The 19,490-nt window shown below is 42.2% G+C and carries 16 protein-coding genes; 5 read left to right on the forward strand and 11 right to left on the reverse strand.

Annotated features, from left to right (window positions below):
* Nucleotides 1-37: 37 nt before the first annotated feature.
* The 4 genes from F1E73_RS06025 to ccoS form a co-directional block, all read right to left on the reverse strand.
* Nucleotides 38-916, reverse strand: a complete 879-nt coding sequence (locus tag F1E73_RS06025; RefSeq protein ID WP_086476571.1) for a cbb3-type cytochrome c oxidase N-terminal domain-containing protein — start codon at nucleotides 914-916, stop codon at nucleotides 38-40.
* 101 nt (nucleotides 917-1,017) lie between these two features.
* Nucleotides 1,018-1,191, reverse strand: a complete 174-nt coding sequence (locus F1E73_RS06030) for a CcoQ/FixQ family Cbb3-type cytochrome c oxidase assembly chaperone (protein ID WP_086476572.1) — start codon at nucleotides 1,189-1,191, stop codon at nucleotides 1,018-1,020.
* 6 nt (nucleotides 1,192-1,197) lie between these two features.
* Complete coding sequence (gene ccoN, locus F1E73_RS06035; RefSeq protein ID WP_150451407.1) at nucleotides 1,198-3,396, reverse strand: cytochrome-c oxidase, cbb3-type subunit I; 2,199 nt, start codon at nucleotides 3,394-3,396, stop codon at nucleotides 1,198-1,200.
* Between the two features lie 2 nt (nucleotides 3,397-3,398).
* Nucleotides 3,399-3,608 carry a cbb3-type cytochrome oxidase assembly protein CcoS gene (ccoS, locus tag F1E73_RS06040; RefSeq protein ID WP_150451408.1) on the reverse strand — a complete coding sequence of 70 codons (210 nt, stop codon included), beginning with the start codon at nucleotides 3,606-3,608 and terminating at the stop codon, nucleotides 3,399-3,401.
* Nucleotides 3,609-3,999: 391 nt separating this feature from the next.
* Between ccoS and F1E73_RS06045 the strand changes: the two genes are divergently transcribed.
* A complete protein-coding gene (locus tag F1E73_RS06045; RefSeq protein ID WP_150451409.1) occupies nucleotides 4,000-6,648 on the forward strand; it encodes a DUF7133 domain-containing protein in 2,649 nt (882 codons plus the stop codon).
* 453 nt (nucleotides 6,649-7,101) lie between these two features.
* Here F1E73_RS06045 and F1E73_RS06050 read toward each other — a convergent pair whose 3' ends face one another.
* Together F1E73_RS06050 and F1E73_RS06055 are read right to left on the reverse strand one after the other, a co-directional pair.
* Nucleotides 7,102-7,413 (reverse strand): hypothetical protein, encoded by a 312-nt coding sequence (locus tag F1E73_RS06050; protein WP_086476577.1) that lies wholly within the window; start codon nucleotides 7,411-7,413, stop codon nucleotides 7,102-7,104.
* 166 nt (nucleotides 7,414-7,579) lie between these two features.
* The gene (locus tag F1E73_RS06055; protein WP_150451410.1) at nucleotides 7,580-9,958 is read right to left on the reverse strand and encodes a heavy metal translocating P-type ATPase; all 2,379 of its coding nucleotides are present in this window, start codon (nucleotides 9,956-9,958) and stop codon (nucleotides 7,580-7,582) included.
* A gap of 124 nt (nucleotides 9,959-10,082) precedes the next feature.
* On the opposite strand from F1E73_RS06055, the gene F1E73_RS06060 reads away from it, so the two are divergent.
* Both F1E73_RS06060 and F1E73_RS06065 read left to right on the forward strand, forming a co-directional pair.
* Nucleotides 10,083-10,769, forward strand: coding sequence for a Crp/Fnr family transcriptional regulator (locus tag F1E73_RS06060; protein ID WP_223883375.1), 687 nt, complete (start codon nucleotides 10,083-10,085; stop codon nucleotides 10,767-10,769).
* Nucleotides 10,770-11,005: 236 nt separating this feature from the next.
* A complete protein-coding gene (locus F1E73_RS06065) occupies nucleotides 11,006-11,923 on the forward strand; it encodes a universal stress protein (protein WP_086476580.1) in 918 nt (305 codons plus the stop codon).
* On the opposite strand, the gene F1E73_RS06070 is transcribed toward F1E73_RS06065, so the two are convergent.
* Nucleotides 11,910-12,128 carry a hypothetical protein gene (locus F1E73_RS06070; RefSeq protein WP_086476581.1) on the reverse strand — a complete coding sequence of 73 codons (219 nt, stop codon included), beginning with the start codon at nucleotides 12,126-12,128 and terminating at the stop codon, nucleotides 11,910-11,912. The genes F1E73_RS06065 and F1E73_RS06070 overlap by 14 nt on opposite strands.
* Nucleotides 12,129-12,424: 296 nt before the next feature.
* On the opposite strand from F1E73_RS06070, the gene F1E73_RS06075 reads away from it, so the two are divergent.
* Together F1E73_RS06075 and F1E73_RS06080 are read left to right on the forward strand one after the other, a co-directional pair.
* Nucleotides 12,425-13,114, forward strand: a complete 690-nt coding sequence (locus F1E73_RS06075; protein WP_150451411.1) for an NUDIX hydrolase — start codon at nucleotides 12,425-12,427, stop codon at nucleotides 13,112-13,114.
* Between the two features lie 323 nt (nucleotides 13,115-13,437).
* The gene (locus F1E73_RS06080) at nucleotides 13,438-14,595 is read left to right on the forward strand and encodes a homogentisate 1,2-dioxygenase (RefSeq protein WP_150451412.1); all 1,158 of its coding nucleotides are present in this window, start codon (nucleotides 13,438-13,440) and stop codon (nucleotides 14,593-14,595) included.
* Nucleotides 14,596-14,611: 16 nt separating this feature from the next.
* Here the strand turns inward: F1E73_RS06080 and hutG are convergent, their stop codons facing one another.
* The 4 genes from hutG to F1E73_RS06100 form a co-directional block, all read right to left on the reverse strand.
* A complete protein-coding gene (hutG, locus tag F1E73_RS06085) occupies nucleotides 14,612-15,577 on the reverse strand; it encodes a formimidoylglutamase (RefSeq protein WP_150451413.1) in 966 nt (321 codons plus the stop codon).
* A gap of 367 nt (nucleotides 15,578-15,944) precedes the next feature.
* Nucleotides 15,945-16,370, reverse strand: coding sequence for an IS200/IS605 family transposase (gene tnpA, locus F1E73_RS06090; RefSeq protein ID WP_150451414.1), 426 nt, complete (start codon nucleotides 16,368-16,370; stop codon nucleotides 15,945-15,947).
* Between the two features lie 432 nt (nucleotides 16,371-16,802).
* Nucleotides 16,803-18,809: a urocanate hydratase gene (locus F1E73_RS06095; protein ID WP_150451415.1), complete on the reverse strand. Its 2,007-nt coding sequence runs from the start codon at nucleotides 18,807-18,809 to the stop codon at nucleotides 16,803-16,805.
* Between the two features lie 21 nt (nucleotides 18,810-18,830).
* A partial coding sequence (locus F1E73_RS06100; RefSeq protein ID WP_150451416.1) for an amidohydrolase family protein occupies nucleotides 18,831-19,490 on the reverse strand: 660 nt, incomplete at its 5' end.

The following is a 19,490-nucleotide window of genomic DNA, read 5'->3' on the forward strand; positions in this document are numbered from 1 at the left end:
TAGCCTTATGGGTCAATTTAATTTGGTGATTTAAGTGCTAATCCTCTGTCCAAAGTTCCCCTTCTGCATCCTTTGGATTTGCAGGGGTGGTTCCCGTTAACTCCGTAAGGATATAACTGGAGACCTGGGCTATCTCGGCTGGTTTAAGTACTTGCTTCCAAGCTACCATTCCCTTTCCTGCACGTCCTCCTTCAGAAACCGTTTGGAAAACTTCTTTAATACCACCGCCAAGAATCCAATAGTCATCCGTTAAATTGGGGCCTATACCCCCGCCGCCATCTGCCATATGACAAGCAACGCAATTGGCAAGATATACCGCCTCCCCAGCTTTTAGGTCGGAGGCATCGGTCAATAGCTCCACGGTACTGGCATCTACTAAACCTTTTGCAGTTTTTTTGTACTCTTCTATTTCTACCTGGGCCTGTGCTACGGCTCTTTCATACTCCATATCTTGGTTGTCCCCGCCAAATATATGGTAGCGGGCCATGTAGACTATAGCGAAGAGGATAGACGCATAAAATAGGTACACCCACCATGGTGGAAGATTGTTGTCCAGTTCTTGAATGCCGTCGTAGTTGTGATCCAATATAATCTCGTGCTCCTCTTCAATGGTTTTCTCTCCCACCATTTTTTGTCGGAGGCGCTCTATCCAATTCCAAGCACTTTTTTTAGTCTTGGTTTCCAAATAGCGCTCTTTGGCCTCTGGAGATAAGCTGTTGAATAGGACGTTTTCTATCGATTTTACGATTAGCTCTATGCCGATCAATAGAAATAAAACTACTCCCAAGAACAATAAGGCAAGAGGGTGTTCCAAAAAGGCTGGTTTACTGCCCGATTCTACAAAGTATTCCATCAATCCGAAGATTAGAAAGAAGAAGAGCGGAATTCTTATCCACCATGGTGTGGTATTTCTCATCGTATTTGTTTTAAGTGGTTTCCTTAGGTTGAATTTGTTTTATATACGTGTTAGAGTCCAATTACCTACCCGACAGGCAAGTAGGTAATTCAACCTTTTCGCTACTCATCCTCCTCCAAGGGGATTTCGCTAATTTCCTTGATATGTTCCTTGGATGCCGTAAATACCCACCAAAATAGGATGGTAAAAAAGGCAAAGAATATCAGGAGGGATATGATGGGGTAGGTGGCAATCCCATCGATGGTTTCCATATAACCTTTTACAAATTTTAACATAGACTTTTAGTTTTGGGAGATTTCCTCCTTAGTGTTCTTTATTTTGATATCGGTTCCGAGTCGTTGTAGGTAGGCGATCATTGCTACAATCTCCCGATCCTTCATTTCTATAAATTCCTCTCCGTTTTCCGCAGCATACTGTTTATCTGCTTCATAATTCGCCGCAAAGTCTGGATCGGTATATAGATTCTTTTCTATTTGGGAGGCCTGTTGATCCATATGCTCAAAGGCGTTGGCAACCTCCTCCTCAGTATACGGGACCCCCAAAGCGATCATTGCCTCCATTTTCTTTTGAATCTGGCTCCTGTCGTGTTCGTTGTATATTAACCATTGGTAAGCGGGCATAATGGATCCCGATGAGGTACTTTGTGGATCGTACATATGGTTCAGGTGCCAACTGTCAGAATACTTTCCACCTATCCGTAGCAAGTCGGGCCCGGTACGTTTACTACCCCATAGGAAGGGATGGTCGTAGACAAATTCCCCTGCTTTGGAATATTCTCCATACCGCTCTACCTCACTACGGAACGGTCTTACCATTTGGGAGTGACAACCAACGCAGCCTTCTCTAATGTAAAGGTCTCGTCCTTCCAATTCTAATGGGGTGTAAGGTTTTACACTGGTAATCGTGGGAATGTTGGATTTTACCAATATGGTGGGTATTATTTGGATGATACCTCCTATAAGGATGGCCACTGTGGCCAAAATAGTCAACTGTATAGGCTTTCGCTCTAACCAGGTATGGAAGGTTTCTCCTGCAGTTCTTTTCTTGGAAACCCTGGTTAAGGCTGCGGCCTCTGCCAACTCGTCTTCTACCTTGCTGCCAGATTTAATGGTTTTAGCTAGGTTGTAGATCATTACTAGGGCACCTACGATAAACATACTGCCTCCTATAGCACGCATCCAATACATAGGGATAATCTGAGTAACGGTTTCTAGGAAGTTTCCGTAAACCAAGGTTCCGTCGGGATTAAATTCTTTCCACATTAAAGCTTGGGTAAAACCAGCAACATACATAGGTAGTGCATATAGAATAATACCTAAGGTGCCTATCCAAAAGTGGAAGTTGGCCAAGGGAACAGAATGTAACTTGGTTTTGAACATTCTCGGAATTAACCAATAGATCATTCCAAAGGTGAGGAATCCGTTCCAAGCCAAGGCGCCTACGTGGACGTGGGCTATAATCCAATCGCTAAAGTGTGCAATGGCATTTACATTTTTTAAAGATAGCATGGGGCCTTCAAAAGTGGCCATCCCGTATCCGGTTATAGCGACCACCATAAACTTTAAAACAGGATCTGTCCTTACCTTATCCCAAGCACCCCTAAGTGTTAGTAGACCGTTGATCATACCACCCCAAGAGGGGGCTAGCAGCATTATGGAAAAGGCCACCCCTAAATTTTGGGCCCAATCTGGTAACGAAGAATACAAAAGGTGGTGTGGCCCCGCCCAGATATAGATGAAAATTAAAGACCAAAAGTGAACAATAGAAAGTCTATAGGAATAAACAGGCCTATTGGCCGCCTTGGGAACAAAATAATACATTAGTCCCAAGAAGGGGGTGGTGAGAAAGAAGGCTACCGCATTGTGTCCGTACCACCACTGTACCAACGCATCCTGTACTCCGGCATAAACGGAGTAGCTCTTAAAAAGCCCTACTGGGATGGCCAGACTATTGAAAATATGAAGTACGGCAACGGTTACGAAAGTAGCCAGATAGAACCAGATAGCGACATATAAGTGACGCTGTCTCCTCCTTAACATGGTGCCGATGAGGTTCCAGCCAAAAGCTACCCAAACAATGGTTATGGCAATATCTATTGGCCACTCCAGTTCTGCATATTCCTTGGTAGAGGTGTATCCCAGCGGTAAGGTGATGGCGGCTGCCACAATAATGGCTTGCCAGCCCCAGAAATTTAAGTTACTTAGTTTGTCACTGTACATTCTGGCCTTTAGCAGTCGCTGTGTGGAATAATAGACCCCTGCAAAAATGGCGTTTCCTACAAAGGCAAAAATCACCGCATTGGTATGTAGGGGACGCAGGCGGCCAAAACTTAACCAGGGTATGCCATCGGTGATGTTGGGGAAGAGAAACATAAAGGCGAGCAATAGCCCCACGGACATGCCCACAATTCCCCAAAACATGGTAGCATAAATGAATTTTTTTACGATTTTATTATCGTAATAGAACTGCTGTACTTCCATAATTACAATTTTTGACTTTCACTTAATTGGTTAGATTTTTCTTTTGGATTTGTCTCGGAAGTGCCTTTTACCAGTTCATCTTCAAAAAGCATGCGCACAGCAGGAGTATAAGAGTCGTCGTACTGACCCCTCCTAACAGATACTATGAATGCAATGAAAAAAACAAGGGCCACCAAAATACTCAGGGCCAATAATAAATAGATGACACTCATTCCAGATATAATTTCGGTGTAAAACTAAAAAGGGGGTAATTGGTATAACATGACATTAATCAGCTTTTGAAAAAAAACTTTTGGGAAATAACTTTTAAGGAAGAAAAGAGCTCAATTGTCATTCTAAACAAACTGGTTGACAAGGAGTTGGTTGGTAGGGTAAAGGGAAGAGGGCCTATACGTACTAAGACGGCTTCTCTTTAATGGATTATTCGTAACGATTTATGGACAATACGTTAGGAAATGAAGTATTATGTATGAATAGTTTCTTAAAATGAAACAATTTATGGGAAAGATTTTTAGTTTTGCGACTTTCAGATTAATAACCAGCGATTTTTGTCGGGAATGTATATTAATTAAATGTTGATTTAATAGGTTAATAGCGTAAACTATGTTTAAGAAAATTGGATTTGTTTTATTATTGGGGCTGTTTGTGGTCAGCTGTGGGGAAGACAAGACTCCTTGTGACCCAAGTAGCGAGGTTATAGATTATTCCGAGGCCGATTCTTTGGCACAGGTCTATAATTGGCCCAAAGATTTAAAAATTACAAGATTTGCCGGACCCGATCTAACCCCTAGCCCAGCGTGTATGGCTGTGGCAGCTACAGGAGAAGTTTTTGTAGGGGTAGATATGATGGGTTCCCTAGGGAAGGATATGGGGAAAGGGTTTATCAAAAAATTGGTAGACTGTAATCATGATGGGGTGCTGGATTCCTATACTAAATTTGCGGAGGTAGATAACCCAAGGGGAATTTTACCTGTTGGAAATCAACTTTTTGTTTTACATACTACCTTTACCGAGGAAACGGGAAAGGCAGATAATATGGACCTAATCGTTTTTGAGGATTTAGATAATGATGGTGTGGCCGATGGTCCAGCCAAAGTATTGATCAAAAACCTGAGTAACTCCAAATACCTTCAGGAAAGAGGTACAGACCATGCTACCAACGGGATCCAAATGGGAATAGACGGGTGGATCTATATCGCAGTGGGCGATTTCGGATTCCATAACGCTACCGGTACTGATGGTACACAGTTGACCATGTTGGGCGGTGGAGTACTTCGTGTGCGCCCCGATGGTACCGAAATGGAAGAATATACTCATGGATTGCGTAACATCTATGATGTAGCTATTGATCCCTTCATGAATATCTTTACTAGAGGAAATACCAATGATGGGGGAGGATGGAATATTCGTTTTTCTCATCAGATGCAAACTGGGGAATATGGTTATCCCATGCTTTTTAAACATTTTACAGAAGAAATTATCCCGGCCTTGGTAGATGCAGGTGGTGGATCTGGTACAGGAGCGTTGTTTATGAATGACGACCGCTGGCCAGCGCATTACAACAATGTGCCCATGATGGCAGATTGGGGTAGAAGTTTCCTATACATGCATAGGGTTACAGAAGACAAGGCTAGTTTTACTCAAGAAGAAGAGGAGTTTATTAAACTACCACAGATAACGGATCTAGATGTAGATGCCTCTGGGGTAATGTACTTATCTGCTTGGGACGGAGCAGGATATTCTGGTAGTCCGGACAGAGGGTATATTGTAAGAGTAGTTCCAGAGAACTTGCAGCACGAGCCTTTTTCACCGGTAGAAGATATCTATTGGACTAAGAGTTTGGTGAACTTACTAAAAGCAGGGAATGCCAAAACAAGATTAAGTGCGCAGTACGAATTGATTAGGAGAGGAAAAGGAGCGAACTCCGTTTTAAAACTGGCGAAGGATAAGAACCTTTCACTGGAATCAAGAGTTGCAAGTATCTTCACCTATGCACAAATGACGGGTGAGGCAGGAATAGATAACCTAGTATCCCTTACGGAAGACCCAGCGGTGCAGGAGTTCGCTTTAAGAGCCCTGGCAGACCGATTGGGAATTGTAGCGAACGTTCCATCGGAGCCATTTGTGGAGGCATTAAAATCTGACTCGGATAGGGTAAAGGCCGCCGCTATTGTAGGCTTGGGCAGATTGGGTAGAGCAGAATTGGCAGAGCACCTATTGGAGGTGCCGGTTCCTAACTCCTTCCAAGCTCCATTATTGGGAAGTGAAGGTCCGCATGCCACACCTAATTCGGATATACTTTTGCCTCACTTGGCCGTAAAAGCCTTGGTAGCATTAAATGCCGAAGACGCAGTTGTAAACGCTTTACGTACTAAAAATCAGGATTTGGCACTATGGGCTATGCGTTACATGCATTCACCTAAGGTGGTAGAAGGATTGATTAAGGCCTATGGTGAAACTGAAAACGCCGAATTTAAGGAGAAAGTAAGCAATACTTTGGCCCGACTCTATCATCAGGAAGCTCCGTACGACACCTCTTGGTGGTGGAGTACTAGACCAGATACCCATGGTCCTTACTATAAAACGGTAGAATGGGAGATGACCCCCATTATTGGTGAGTTCCTTACCCAAGAATGGAAGAAAACCCCAGAGGAGCGTAAAGATTTATATGCCGAACTTAACAGTAAATACCGATTAGGGATAGAGGAGTTTGGTATCTTGGAGAAAAGAGAGCCTAAAGAGGATATGCCTTTGGTAGACCTAGACAAAATCAAGAACAAGAAAGGTCAGGTAGGTGAAGCTTCCATCGAAGACGTAATGATCGCCATTAAGCAAATTAAAGGAGATCCGGTAAAAGGAAAGGAAATCTATGGGAATCAAGGTTGCTTTGCATGCCATAGTATTAGCACTAGTGAGGTAATGAAAGGACCCTTTATGGGGCAGATCGGTTCCATTATGAACAGGGAGCAGATTGCAGAATCTATTCTAAAACCTAACGCCTCCATTTCTCAAGGGTTCTCTACGGTAAAGATTGAGACCAATGATGGAAGTATCCATGTAGGGTTTGTAACCGCAGAATCGGCTACTGACCTTACCATACGGAATATTGCCGGGATTGCAACGGAGCTTAAAATAGCTGATATTGCAGAAAGAGAAGAATTGCCAACCTCTATGATGCCTGCAGGATTGGTGAATTCGCTCAGCTATGAGGAGTTTGCCTCCTTACTTGCATTCTTGGAAGAGCAGAAATAAGAGGGGTAGTCCCACTTTTTGAAAGTCGGGCCACTTAAATTTTAATATGATAAAGGGAAGCAGTCTCCAGGGATTGCTTCCTTTTTTTTTGGAATGCTTATCGGAAAATCCAAGTGGCATATCAGTTGGGCGCTCCCCTATCGGGTCGCTCTTTCCGCTGTACCTGCCTGCTGGCCGGCAGGTCTTTTTTGGATAATTCCCCGCAGGATTACTTTTTGTATATGCGGACATTATACACAATGCCGACAAGGTTTTCAAAACCTTGCAGAATCAGGAGCGTAAAGAACAAAAAGCCAAAAAAGGATGCCGCTGCACTAGCTAAGGCGAAGATTAGAATTGAGTACAAAGTATTGAGACCCTCCGCGGTCGGGCCCGAGAACAAGAACCTTATCTAATTTCAGGGCTTAATACGGAGACAGAGCGGAGCCTGCCTACCGACAGGTATGGCCGAAGTCACGAAATTAAACAGGTATAAATTTGTATGTTGTTATCCAAAATCGGGGATAATGCCATCATGAAAACAGCATCATTATTTCCTAAACAAGGCATTGGGTGGACCTTAGAGGATAGTCTCTGGGTATGGGGCCCTACAGCCCATAATTGAATACCTCGAGGAGAGTTAGTGGGGAGATTTGGATCAACTGAACCTTCTATTTCTTTCTTTATTGTTGAATGGACTTTGGCAGTCACTTCCACATAAGGTGCATTTTCAGCACCGATTGAGAGGTCGCACAAGTAGCTTTTAATATCATGGTAAATTTTCATTTATAGGGAATAGTCGCTCTCCATAGGCATAAAACAAATCTAAAATGGGATAATTCAGATGTGCTAGATTAGCGTAAAGTATACGTCCCCTAGTAGAGGTTGGCCAAAAATAAATGCAAAACTATTCTACAGTCCATACCCTGCTCAAAAGGGGGATGAAAATTTCCTACCGATCCAATTTTCTTCCCAATAAGTTAGTGGCAATAGTGGTAAATGCCACAATACTGATGGAGCTCAAAGGCATCAAGATAGCTGCAATAACAGGTTTTAACTGACCGGTAACCGCAAAATAAAGTCCTACTACATTATATAATAAGGAGAGCAGGAAGCTCAGTTTAATTATTTTAATAGCTTTCCTAGAGGCTAGGATGTATTGGTAGAGATGCTTAAAATGTTGGGCGTCCAATATGCCGTCGCATGCAGGGGAAAATACGTTGATATTCTCAGAAATGGCAATTCCCACATCGCTTTGTGCCAAGGCTCCAGCATCATTTAGGCCATCGCCCACCATTAATACCTTTTTGTTTTGATGCTGTAATTGATTGATGAACGCTAGTTTATTGTCCGGTTTTTGATTAAAGTGCATGGTAGTCCCCCTTGGTAAAAGTTTGCCAAGAATGGCTCTTTCCCCATCGTTATCGCCAGATAGAATAGCCAATTCCATATCTGAAGACATCTCCTGGAACAGTTCACTTAGCCCCTCCCTATAGTGGTTTTCAAAAATATAACGGCCTTTATACTCATCGTTAGAACTGATGTGTACTGTGGTTTGGTCCGTGGAAACTGGTTGGGAGTGACCTATAAAGGATGCAGAACCCACTTTAATCTTGTTCTGCTGGGAAACCCCTACAATTCCATGGCCTAGCTGCTCCTCATATTCCGCTAAGGTAATTATGTCGTGATCTGCCAATAGTTTATATAGCTTTCTGCTTAAAGGGTGGTTAGAGGAACGCAAGGTGTTTTTTAACAGGGATTCCTCTTCCAAGCTTAAGTCCATTCCTTCGTAGTGTACTTCACTGTTGGCTGCGGTAGTGATGGTGCCTGTTTTATCGAATATGCCGGTATCTATCTGTGCTAGCTTCTCTATGGTTTTACTGTCTTTTAGGTAAAATTTATGTCGGCCAAATAAGCGCAGCATATTCCCTAAGGTAAAAGGCGCTGCCAAGGCAATGGCACAGGGGCAGGCAATAATAAGGACGGCAGTAAATACGTTTACCACCTTCCCTGGGTCTAAAAATACCCAGATGCCCGATGCTACAAAAGCAATGGTCAGTACCGCAATGGTAAATCGCTTACCTATTCCATCTGTCATCGTTTTAAAACTACTGGAGGGGTCGTCCTTAAAAACAGCATTGCTCCAGAGTTGGGTGAGGTAGCTTTGCGATACAGATTTAACAGCTTCTACCTCAATGGCACTTGCCAATTGTTTTCCTCCGGCAAATACCTTGTCTCCAGATTTTTTCGGAACGGGCTGGGACTCGCCGGTAACAAAACTGTAATCAATTTTAGCCGCTTCACTCATCAGTATAGCATCAACAGGTATAATCTCCCCGTTGCGAATAAGGAGTCGGTCTCCCTTTTCCAGATCATAGATCTGTACGCTTTCTTCTTTGTTTTCCTTGTTGATTCTTGTAATTGCAATGGGGAAATAGGATTTATAGTCGCGCTCAAACGATAAATAAGAATAGGTTTTTTGCTGAAAGAACTTACCCAAGAGCAAGAAAAACACCAATCCCGTAAGGCTATCGAAAAATCCGGCACCCCAATCAAAAATAATCTCGGCGGTACTCCTAACAAACAATACTACAATACCTAAGGCTATGGGGACATCTAGATTTAGAAAGCGGGATCGTAACCCTTTGTAGGCCGCAATAAAGAAATCTTGAGCCGAGTAAAAAACTACAGGCAGGGAAAAAGCGAACATCAGCCATCTAAACACTATTTTAAACTGTTCTAACCAAAACTCCTCCACATCAAAATACTCTGGGAAGGATAGGAACATCACATTGCCAAAGGCAAAACCAGCAATACCCAATTTATAGATTAAGCTTCTGTCTTTGGTCTTTTTATTATTGTCAAAGTCTTTTAGGGATATATAAGGCTCATAGCCGATCCGTGCCAAAAGGATGGCGATTTCTTTGAGGGAGGTCTTTTCGGAATTGTAGTTGATCCGAACGGTTTTCTCGGGGAAATCTACCTGTGAACTAGTGATTCCTGGCGATAATTTATTTAAATTCTCTAAAATCCAAATACAGGAACTACAATGGATATGTGGTATCTGCAGGCTTACAATCTGAAGGCCGTTGTCACTGAACTCGATAAGTTTCTCCTGGATTTTCTCGGTTTCCAGAAAATCGAACTTGCCTTCAATCTCTGGAGGTGTACTACCCGCAGCAGCTTGCAGGTCGTAATAATAGGTAAGCTCGTTGCTGGAAAATATCTCATAGACCGTTTTACAGCCCGAGCAGCAGAAGCTTTTATCCTCAAAATTTACGGTTGTCTTCCCACAAAGATCGCCACAATGGAAACAAGTGGATTTGTCCATATCTAGTTAACTTTAAACACATCTGCAAAGTTGGCTGCCAAGTCTGGGTATAAACATGACAATTGTCAGTTTACCGAATTTTTATAGTGTTTAATTTTGCCCTGTTCAGTAAAACCAAGTGTATATGAGCAGATGTGAAAATTGTATAATTCGTCAATTTAATTCCTTACGAGCAATGACTAAGGAAGAGTTAAAAAAGGTCTCGGATACCAAAACCACCAAGATGCTTAGGAAAGGAGAGATTATCTTTGATGAGGGAGAAAAGCTGAATGGCGTTTATTGTGTTCGTGGCGGGGTTTCCAAACTCTCCAAATTAAGTCCCAACGGAAAGGACCAAATTGTAAAGTTGGCTACTAAAGGGTCGGTATTGGGACAGCGCTCCGTGATTGCAGAGGAATCATCTAACCTTAAAGCTACGGCCGTAAATGATATGGAAGTCTGTTTTATTCCCAAAGATGCTATTGTAGATACCCTAAACCGAAATCCCAATTTTGCAGTGGAGGTACTGCGTCATATGGCGCACGATTTAAAGGAGGCCGATGATGTTATTGTAAATATGTCCCAGAAAACAGTTAAACAAAGGGTTGCCGAAGCCTTTATCTACCTAGAGGATAATTTTGGCGTGGATGATCAAGGGTATTTGCTTCTTACCCTTACTAGGGAAGATATTGCCAATGTAGTAGGAACGGCCACCGAATCTGCTATCAGGATCATATCCGAATTTAAGAAGTTGGGGCTCATTAAAGCTTCCGGTAAAAAAATTGCGATTGCCAACGCCAAAGGACTTGCCGATATGGCCGTGGGTATGTAAACAGTTCTCCTATTGCTAAGGATACAGTTATTCATTGGGAATATGGCCATAACCTTTTGTGTGATCATTTATTCTTGAAACGCAAAATTGGCAAGGCAGGTTAAAGGTATACAGCCCTGATTGTATCTCCACACTCCCTAGGAATATGACATAAATCATAGATTCAGCCAAGTGCTACCCTTAATTTTACCACCGAGTAAATGGCCCGATCAATGAACATTTAAAAATATAGAAGCTTGAAAAAGATATTGTTGCCAACAGATTTTTCGGAGAATTCCTGGAATGCTGCCAAGTATGCCATCTCGCTATATAAGGACGAAGCATGTATATTTTATGTGCTTAACACCTATACCCCAACCATTGCGCATAGCAGATTTATGGCTGCCTCGGTTACGGGGAAGGCCTGTGAGGATATGGAAAAATGTAACTCGGAGAAGGGACTAGCACACTTTTTGGAGCGAATGAAAAAAGAGAGCTCCAATCCCAAACATAGGTTGGTGCCCATTTCCTCTTTTGGTTTATTGGTAAACGAGGTAAAGAATATTATCGCAGCCAAAGAAATAGATTTGGTAGTTACGGGCACTAAAGGAGCTTCAGGTTTAGAGGAGGTTTTTATGGGAAGCAATACCGTGCGAATGATTAAAGCCATAAAAAACTGTCCTGTTCTGGCAATCCCTCAGCATTTTAGTTTTAAAACTCCTTCCGAAATTGCCTTTGCTACGGATTTTAACAGATTCTATACCAGTTCGGAGCTACAGCCCCTAATAGAAATGGCACACTCCTTTAAAGCGGCCATTAGAATTGTTCACGTTCAATACCAAATAAAATCCTTGTCGGAAGTGCAGCAATTTAACCTCAATATGTTACGGAAATATTTTAGGGGAGTGGAGTATTACGTGCATACGGTTTCGGAATTGAATTCTGTATCCAAGACTTTGGAGGTTTTTACCAGTGAATTGGGCATCCATTTATTGGCCATGCTAAATTACCCCCATAGTCATATGGATGAGGTGACCCGTGAGCCGGTAGTAAAAAGAATGGTTTTTCATACCCAAATTCCACTTTTGGTTATCCCAGAATTGGGCATGGGAGCCCCATCGCATAGATCAGCGGAAAATCAACAATCTCTTCCTAAATCCCCTATGAATCCATAGGGTGATCTTCATAAAAGTCGTCAAACGTTTTTTGGGTGCTATAGGGGTCTGTTAATACTCTGTAGACCATATATACTACCATAATCTGCCCCACTACCGTACCGTAAAAGACCCAGTTAAAGGGGAGGTTTAGGCCAGACATGATGGCCAAGCTGACCAACACCAAAGTGGTTGCCCAAACCCAAAATAGTGCCGTGGTTTTCATTTTTATTATTAATTTACGGAAAACATAACTACCTCCCTGTTAAGAGAGTAATAAAATAAAATTGTAAATTGCTGTAAGTTAATATTGTAATTAATTGATTTATTTGGCTTACTTATAGCTTATAGATAGGTTGTTTTTGTAAGAGAAGGAGCCAATTAGTTAGCAATTACAGCATTTGACTGGCTTATCGCCAAAGAGATCCTTCCTTAAGGTAACACCTAGGGGGTATTGGTCTACCATGCCTACGAACGGTGTTTTAGGGTTGCCTATAATTATTAATAAATACCAACTTACCTATGAAAAATAGCTATTCTGTAGCCCCCAGCATTTTGGTTGCAACGGATTGTATTGTCTTTGGTTTTGACAAAGGGGTGCTAAAGCTTCTGGTTTTTAAAAGAAGAGTAGAGCCATTTAAGGATCAATGGTCGTTAATTGGGAGTTTTGTGAAGGAAGATGAGAGTGTAACTGAAGCAGGAAGGCGGGTATTGTACCAGTTTACCGGTTTGGAAGATGTTTTTCAGGAAAAACTTAGGGTGTACAGTGATGTAAATCGCGATCCGGGAGCCAGATGCATTTCTATAGCTCAGTATGCCTTAATCCGGATAAATGATTATGATAAGGGGCAGGTAGAAAAACACGGAGCCAAATGGTTTGCGATGGATCAATTACCGGATATGGTGCTAGATCACCAGGAAATGATTGCCGACGCCCTGGAAGGGCTAAGGCGTAAAGCGGCCCATAAGCCCATTGGTTTTGAGTTGCTGCCTAAAAAGTTTACCCTCCCTAGACTTCAGGCTTTATACGAATCCATATACCAAAGAAAAATGGATGATCGGAATTTTAGGAAAAAAGTAATGTCCTTAGATCTGTTAATTAAGTTGGATGAGAAAGACAAGTCTACCTCCAGGAAAGGTGCCTTTCTTTACAAGTTTGATTATGATAAGTATAAGAAGTTCGAGAAATCGGGCTTTAATTTTGTGTTATAGTCCAAGAAGGGAATAGGAGCTTTGTGATAAAGAAATAACGGTAACAAAGAGTGTTTATAATAAAACCTTTGCTATATTTGCCTTGTTGTGTTGTGTCCCAGTGAAAATTGGGACGTAGGTTGAAAATTGTTGAACGATGCCGGGTGTAGTTCCGGTACAACAATAACCGATGAAAGGCTTTCCATTTTGGAGGGCTTTTTTTATTTATAAACTGTTTTTACTCCTCTTGATTTAAACGGATTATATTTTTCGAAAGCTGTAAATTATTGTATTTTTAATACGGAATGCCTTAAATAGGTATTTATAAATATAAACCTACAGCGATGCCTTTATACCATAAGCTTGGGAAGATCCCCCAGAAAAGACACACCATATTTAAGAAACCCGATGGTAGCCTACACTACGAGCAGCTTTTTGGGACCATCGGTTTTGATGGCATGTCGTCCTTAATGTATCATTTACACCGTCCTACCATGGTAAAGGAAGTGGGAAAAACCTTGGATATTTCACCGGTTGCCGCGGTAGACCACAATATTAAATCACGTTTGTTAAAAGGTTTTGAACTGAGGTCCGTGGCCGATTTTCTAGATAGTAGAAAGGTGGTATTGTTCAATTCGGATGTGCATATAGCATTGGCTGCACCCAAAAAATCCATGACGGATTATTTTTATAAAAATGCGGATGCGGATGAATTGTTGTTTGTTCACAAGGGGAAGGGTACCTTAAAAACGATGCTGGGGGAGATTAATTTTGAATATGGGGATTACTTGTTAATTCCACGAGGGATGATTTATCAACTACATTTCGAGTCTGAGGATAATAGGCTATTCATCACAGAATCTTACCATCCAATTTATACTCCCAAACGATATCGGAACTGGTTTGGCCAGCATTTGGAGCATTCGCCTTTTTGTGAGCGCGACTTTAAGTTGCCCAACAATTTGCAGACGCACGATGAACAAGGGGATTTCCTAATAAAGGTGAAAAAGCAAGGCCAATTGCATCATTTGGTATATGCATCACACCCCTTTGATGTAGTAGGCTGGGATGGGTACAACTATCCCTACGGTTTTTCCATCCATAATTTTGAACCCATTACAGGGCGGGTACATCAACCGCCACCGGTACATCAAACATTTGAGACTTCGGCTTTTGTGGTCTGTTCATTTGTGCCTAGGTTGTACGATTATCACCCGCAATCTATTCCAGCACCCTACAATCATTCTAACATAGATTCTGATGAGGTTTTGTATTATGTGGATGGTGACTTTATGAGTAGAAAAAGTATAGATAAAGGATATATTTCCTTGCATCCAGCGGGTATTCCCCATGGGCCGCATCCAGGAACCTATGAGGCTAGTATAGGAAAATCCAAGACCGAAGAGTTGGCGGTTATGGTAGATACGTTTAAACCTTTGCAGCTTACTCAGGCTGCGTTGGATTTGGATGATGGGGTCTATTACCAATCTTGGTTGGAATAGGGAAGTAGCTGGCTGTTTATTGGTGTATTACAAAATGTATTAGGGAGGCAGCTAGCTTTGCCGTTTGATGGTCTATATCGTAGGTGGGGTTCATTTCTGCAATGTCCATACTTATTAATTTGTCAGAATCCTTAATGATTTCCAAACATTCCAACACTATTTCCGGGGAAAATCCCATGGGAGAGGCGGCACTGACCCCAGGGGCATAGGCAGAGGAAAAGCCGTCTAAATCTATGGTTAGGTATAGGTAATCTACCTCCTTTATAAAACGTTCTAACTTTATTTTAAGGTTGGCGAGATGGTGGAGGTTGAATTTTTTATTTTGAAGGACGGTAACGTTGAGGTTTTTGGCGGTGTTGAATAGGGTTTTGTTATTGGCATCCTCTCGGATACCTAGGCACATATACTTAAATTTTTTATTATCCGTTTTTTGATCCTGTGCAATCTGATAAAAAGGTGTTCCAGAATTGTTCCCATGGCTATTGGAGCGTAAATCGAAATGCGCATCAAAATTGATGATACCAATGGTTCTGCTTTTGTCATGGGTAGCAAGGTGTCTCTTTATTCCCTGGAAATGTCCATAGGCAATATCGTGTCCGCCGCCAATTAGAATAGGAAAGGTGTTTAATTCCAGTAATCGTGAAACACCTGATGCCAGTGATTTCTGTGCTTCTTCCATATTGGAATTGATACATGGGATGGTTCCCGCATCCAAAAGGGAGGTATCCCCACCTAAATGGTTTGGCATTTTTGCCAGTTGTTTTCTAATGGCTTCTGGACCGTCTACGGCCCCTGGTCTCCCTAGATTTCTTTTTACCCCCTCATCACAAGCATATCCTAATAGCGCAAAGGCCATATCGGTATAGGGAGCAAGATTGGTTTCTTCCAAATTAATAGGGCGTATCTTTTCATGAAGATATTCCTGGTTTGCCGAGCTCCTTCCGGTCCAGTGATCGGGGTTTGAGGGGAGGTAGTTTTTCATTGAAATGTTAGGTGTTGCTGTTGGGGTAATTTAGGATTGATGAGATAATAACAGGAGTTCAATATAATCAATATTTGTTGGATCCATTGGCTTGGCTAAAGCCAAGACAGTCTATGTTCCTTCTATCCACTAGCTAAAGCTAGTGGCAATTCAGCTGAAGCTAGTGGAAATTCGATGTCGCAATGTTTTGCTTTATGACTCTCCATAATAAGTCGAAATAATTTGGATTGCCATTAAGTTTATCTCGAGGACCCAGTGTTTTCATGAGAATCTTAATGTTACCTCCAATACAGGATCTTTATCATGAGTTGTTTTGAATAGCCTCCAGATTTATCTGGAGGGCAAAGATGATGTCAAGAATTTGACTTTAGTCAAACCCATAATCCTGTAATAGCTCGTTATATTCTTCCTGAAAAGTTTTGGTTTTATGATGTTTCTCTTGGCCTTTTATATACTCCCGAACCCTATTTAATTTGGAATAGGATACAGAACCTGCAAAATATTCATCCTGCCATTGAAATTTAGTTTTACACAAATTGTTTTTATTGATCCAATAGGAGGATTCTCCTTTTATCAGTTGCATCACTTTTCTAATTGATTGATCTGTTCCAAGAGATAGCAGAATATGACAATGATCTGTATAGCCATTAATGAAATCGATCATGATATTTTTCTCTTTTGCATTCTTTTTTATATGATTCCATAATTGATTTCTTATAGCTGGGGAATTAAGAAAGGGCTCCCTATTCTTGGTGCTAAATACAAAATGAATATAGGTTCTTACAAATGGCATGGTTGGTTTTTAATTCAATATAATGATTATTTATCTATGCCTAAGGGTTTGGCTAAAGCCAAGATATATTATTTTTTCTATCCCCCTAGCTGAAGCTAGGGGCTATTCAGCTAAAGCTAGTGGCAATTCAATATGGATTTCTGAATCAAATTGCTTTGGAGATTAAGGGATTTATGATTTATTCCTTATCCTGCTCTTTTGTACTTCCAATACTTGATATTAATCTAGGGTTGATTTGAATATCCTCCAGATTTATCTGGAGGATATAGATATGAATAAGGTAATCTGACTTTAGTCAAACAAGATGTAATGATCATTTATCCATGCCTAGGGTTTGGCTAAAGCCAAAACGCCCAATTTCCTTCTATCCACTAGCTGAAGCTAGTGGCAATTCATATTTTACCCTCGGAACCATTCTTCAAAATTTATAAATCAAAACAATCCTTCCAGCAAATCATCTGCTACCATATTAGGCAAGGTTACTTGTAGTTGCGGACTGCGTTGCATTTCCCTTTTTATGGCAAAAAGCGCCTCTTTGTTTCTTGCCCAACTCCTTCTAGATATACCATTGTTAACATCATAAAACAACATGTTCTGCAGCCTTTTGGAAGCAACTTCCGAGCCATCCAGCACCATTCCAAATCCGCCATTGATAACCTCGCCCCAACCTACTCCGCCACCATTGTGGATAGAGACCCAGGTAGCGCCCCTAAAACTATCGCCAATAACATTATGGATGGCCATATCGGCGGTGAATTTGCTGCCGTCATATATATTACTGGTCTCCCTAAATGGGGAATCGGTACCACTTACATCGTGATGATCTCTCCCTAGAACAACAGGGGCGGTGATTTCTTTGTTAGCAATGGCTTTGTTAAAGGCCTCGGCTATTTTGGCCCTTCCTTCGGCATCGGCATATAATATTCTTGCTTGGGAACCTACCACTAGCTTATTGCTTTCGGCTTCTTTGATCCACTTAATATTGTCTTGCATTTGCTGCCGTATCTCGGGCGGGGCAGTGGCTTCAATTTCCTGCATCACCCTAAGGGCTATCGCATCTGTTTTTTGCAGGTCTGTCTTCTTTCCCGAGGTACATACCCACCTAAACGGGCCAAATCCATAATCGAAACACATTGGTCCAAGAATATCTTGAACATAGGAGGGGTATTTAAAATCAATTTTATTATCGGCCATTATTGCTGCTCCGGCGCGAGAGGCCTCCAGTAAAAAGGCATTGCCATAATCAAAGAAATAGGTGCCTTTGGCGGTATGTTTGTTGATGGCGGCTACCTGTCTCCGTAAAGAGGCCTGTACCTTTTTCTTAAATGCTTCGGGTTCTGTGCTCATCATAGTATTTGCTTCCTCAAAAGTGAGTCCGGCCGGGTAGTACCCCCCAGACCAAGGGTTGTGTAGGGAAGTCTGGTCAGAACCTAGATGGACCATAATGTTTTCCTCGTAAAATTTCTCCCAAACTTCCACTATATTCCCTAGATAGGCTAAGGACACTACTTCTTTTTGGGCAATGGCTTGCTTGGCTCTTGTGGTTAATAGGTCTATATCCATTATAAGTTCGTCTACCCATCCCTGTTGGTGTCTTTTTTCTGCTGCTGCTTTATTTACTTCGGCGCAAATGGTGATGCAGCCAGCAATATTGCCTGCTTTGGGTTGTGCCCCGCTCATACCGCCTAGTCCGGCAGTCAGGAATATTTTTCCTGCGGGCGTTTCTCCTTCCTTCAATACCTTTCTAAAAGCATTCATTACGGTAATGGCCGTTCCGTGAACAATTCCCTGCGGACCAATATACATATAGGAGCCTGCCGTCATCTGCCCGTATTGGGTAACGCCCAGGGCATTGTATTTCTCCCAGTCGTCCGGTTTGGAATAATTGGGAATCATCATCCCATTGGTGACCACTACCCTTGGAGCCTCCTTGGAGGAAGGGAATAATCCCAAGGGGTGTCCAGAATATATATGCAGGGTCTGTTCTTCGGTCATAGTACTTAAATACTGCATGCTTAGCAGGTATTGTGCCCAATTTTGAAAAACGGCCCCATTGCCTCCGTAGGTAATCAGTTCCTCGGGATGCTGTGCTACTGCAGGGTCTAAATTGTTTTGTATCATCAACATAATGCTGGCAGCCTGTGGAGTTTTAGCAGGATACTCACTTATAGGTCTAGCGTACATGGGGTAATTTGGTTTAAAGCGATGCATATAGATCCTGCCAAGGGTATTCAGTTCCTCCGCAAATTCTATTGCGAGCTCCGGGTGCCAGGCTACTGGAAAATAACGCAAGGCATTTCTTATGGCCAGTTTTTTCTCTTCCGAAGAAAGGATGTCCTTGCGTACAGGTGCCCGATTGGCATGGATAGGATATGGTCTTTTGGGAGGTAATTCCGCCGGAATCCCTTGTTGTATTAGAGTTTTAAAATTGTCTTCCATTGCGCGTGTTGGGTTTTCTAGTTACTGAGCCAAAATCTGTTTTCCATTTTTCCAAACCATGCTAGGTTGTAGCATCCCTTGATGGTAGAGGACCTCCTTATAATCTTGGGTAGGAAAGGCTACCATATCTGCCAAAAATCCAGATTCAATTTTCCCTCGGTCTTTTAGGCCTAAGGCTGCCGCCGCTCTAAAGGTGATCCCAGAAAGCACCTCGGCATTGGTAAGTTTTTCAAAAGTCCCCAATACGGCGGCTTGTAGAAGCAAATTGCCCATGGGGGCAGAACCAGGATTCCAATCACTGGCAATGGCAACGCTGGCTCCGGCATCCAGTAATTTTCGGGCAGGGGTATAGTTGCAACCCAATCCCATGGAAGCGCCAGGTAGGGCAGTAGCAATTACATTGCTCTTGGCCAAAAATTTAATCTCGGCATCCGTACTAGCTTCCAAATGATCGGCACTAACAGCTCCAAATTCTACAGCTACTGCACTTCCTCCTGTAGAAAATTGATCTGCATGGACCGTAATATCGAACCCCATCTCGTGCGCCTTTTTAAAATAGGGGGCAATAGTGGAGGGGGAATACGCTCCTTCCTCAATAAAGGCATCCATCCTATGGGCAAGATTTTCTTTTTTTAATATAGGAAAAAGGGTAGTGCTTATTTCCGTCAGGTATTCCTCTGG

Source organism: Arenibacter lacus, assembly GCF_008711145.1.
Lineage (GTDB): Bacteria > Bacteroidota > Bacteroidia > Flavobacteriales > Flavobacteriaceae > Arenibacter > Arenibacter amylolyticus.

Bases quoted from the DNA above. Each gene is read 5' to 3' on its own strand.
- F1E73_RS06025 (WP_086476571.1), bottom strand. From the start codon at position 916: ATGAGAAATACCACACCATGGTGGATAAGAATTCCGCTCTTCTTCTTT.
- F1E73_RS06030 (WP_086476572.1), bottom strand. From the start codon at position 1,191: ATGTTAAAATTTGTAAAAGGTTATATGGAAACCATCGATGGGATTGCC.
- ccoN (WP_150451407.1), bottom strand. From the start codon at position 3,396: ATGGAAGTACAGCAGTTCTATTACGATAATAAAATCGTAAAAAAATTC.
- ccoS (WP_150451408.1), bottom strand. From the start codon at position 3,608: ATGAGTGTCATCTATTTATTATTGGCCCTGAGTATTTTGGTGGCCCTT.
- F1E73_RS06045 (WP_150451409.1), top strand. From the start codon at position 4,000: ATGTTTAAGAAAATTGGATTTGTTTTATTATTGGGGCTGTTTGTGGTC.
- F1E73_RS06050 (WP_086476577.1), bottom strand. From the start codon at position 7,413: ATGAAAATTTACCATGATATTAAAAGCTACTTGTGCGACCTCTCAATC.
- F1E73_RS06055 (WP_150451410.1), bottom strand. From the start codon at position 9,958: ATGGACAAATCCACTTGTTTCCATTGTGGCGATCTTTGTGGGAAGACA.
- F1E73_RS06060 (WP_223883375.1), top strand. From the start codon at position 10,083: ATGAGCAGATGTGAAAATTGTATAATTCGTCAATTTAATTCCTTACGA.
- F1E73_RS06070 (WP_086476581.1), bottom strand. From the start codon at position 12,128: ATGAAAACCACGGCACTATTTTGGGTTTGGGCAACCACTTTGGTGTTG.
- F1E73_RS06075 (WP_150451411.1), top strand. From the start codon at position 12,425: ATGAAAAATAGCTATTCTGTAGCCCCCAGCATTTTGGTTGCAACGGAT.
- F1E73_RS06080 (WP_150451412.1), top strand. From the start codon at position 13,438: ATGCCTTTATACCATAAGCTTGGGAAGATCCCCCAGAAAAGACACACC.
- hutG (WP_150451413.1), bottom strand. From the start codon at position 15,577: ATGAAAAACTACCTCCCCTCAAACCCCGATCACTGGACCGGAAGGAGC.
- tnpA (WP_150451414.1), bottom strand. From the start codon at position 16,370: ATGCCATTTGTAAGAACCTATATTCATTTTGTATTTAGCACCAAGAAT.
- F1E73_RS06095 (WP_150451415.1), bottom strand. From the start codon at position 18,809: ATGGAAGACAATTTTAAAACTCTAATACAACAAGGGATTCCGGCGGAA.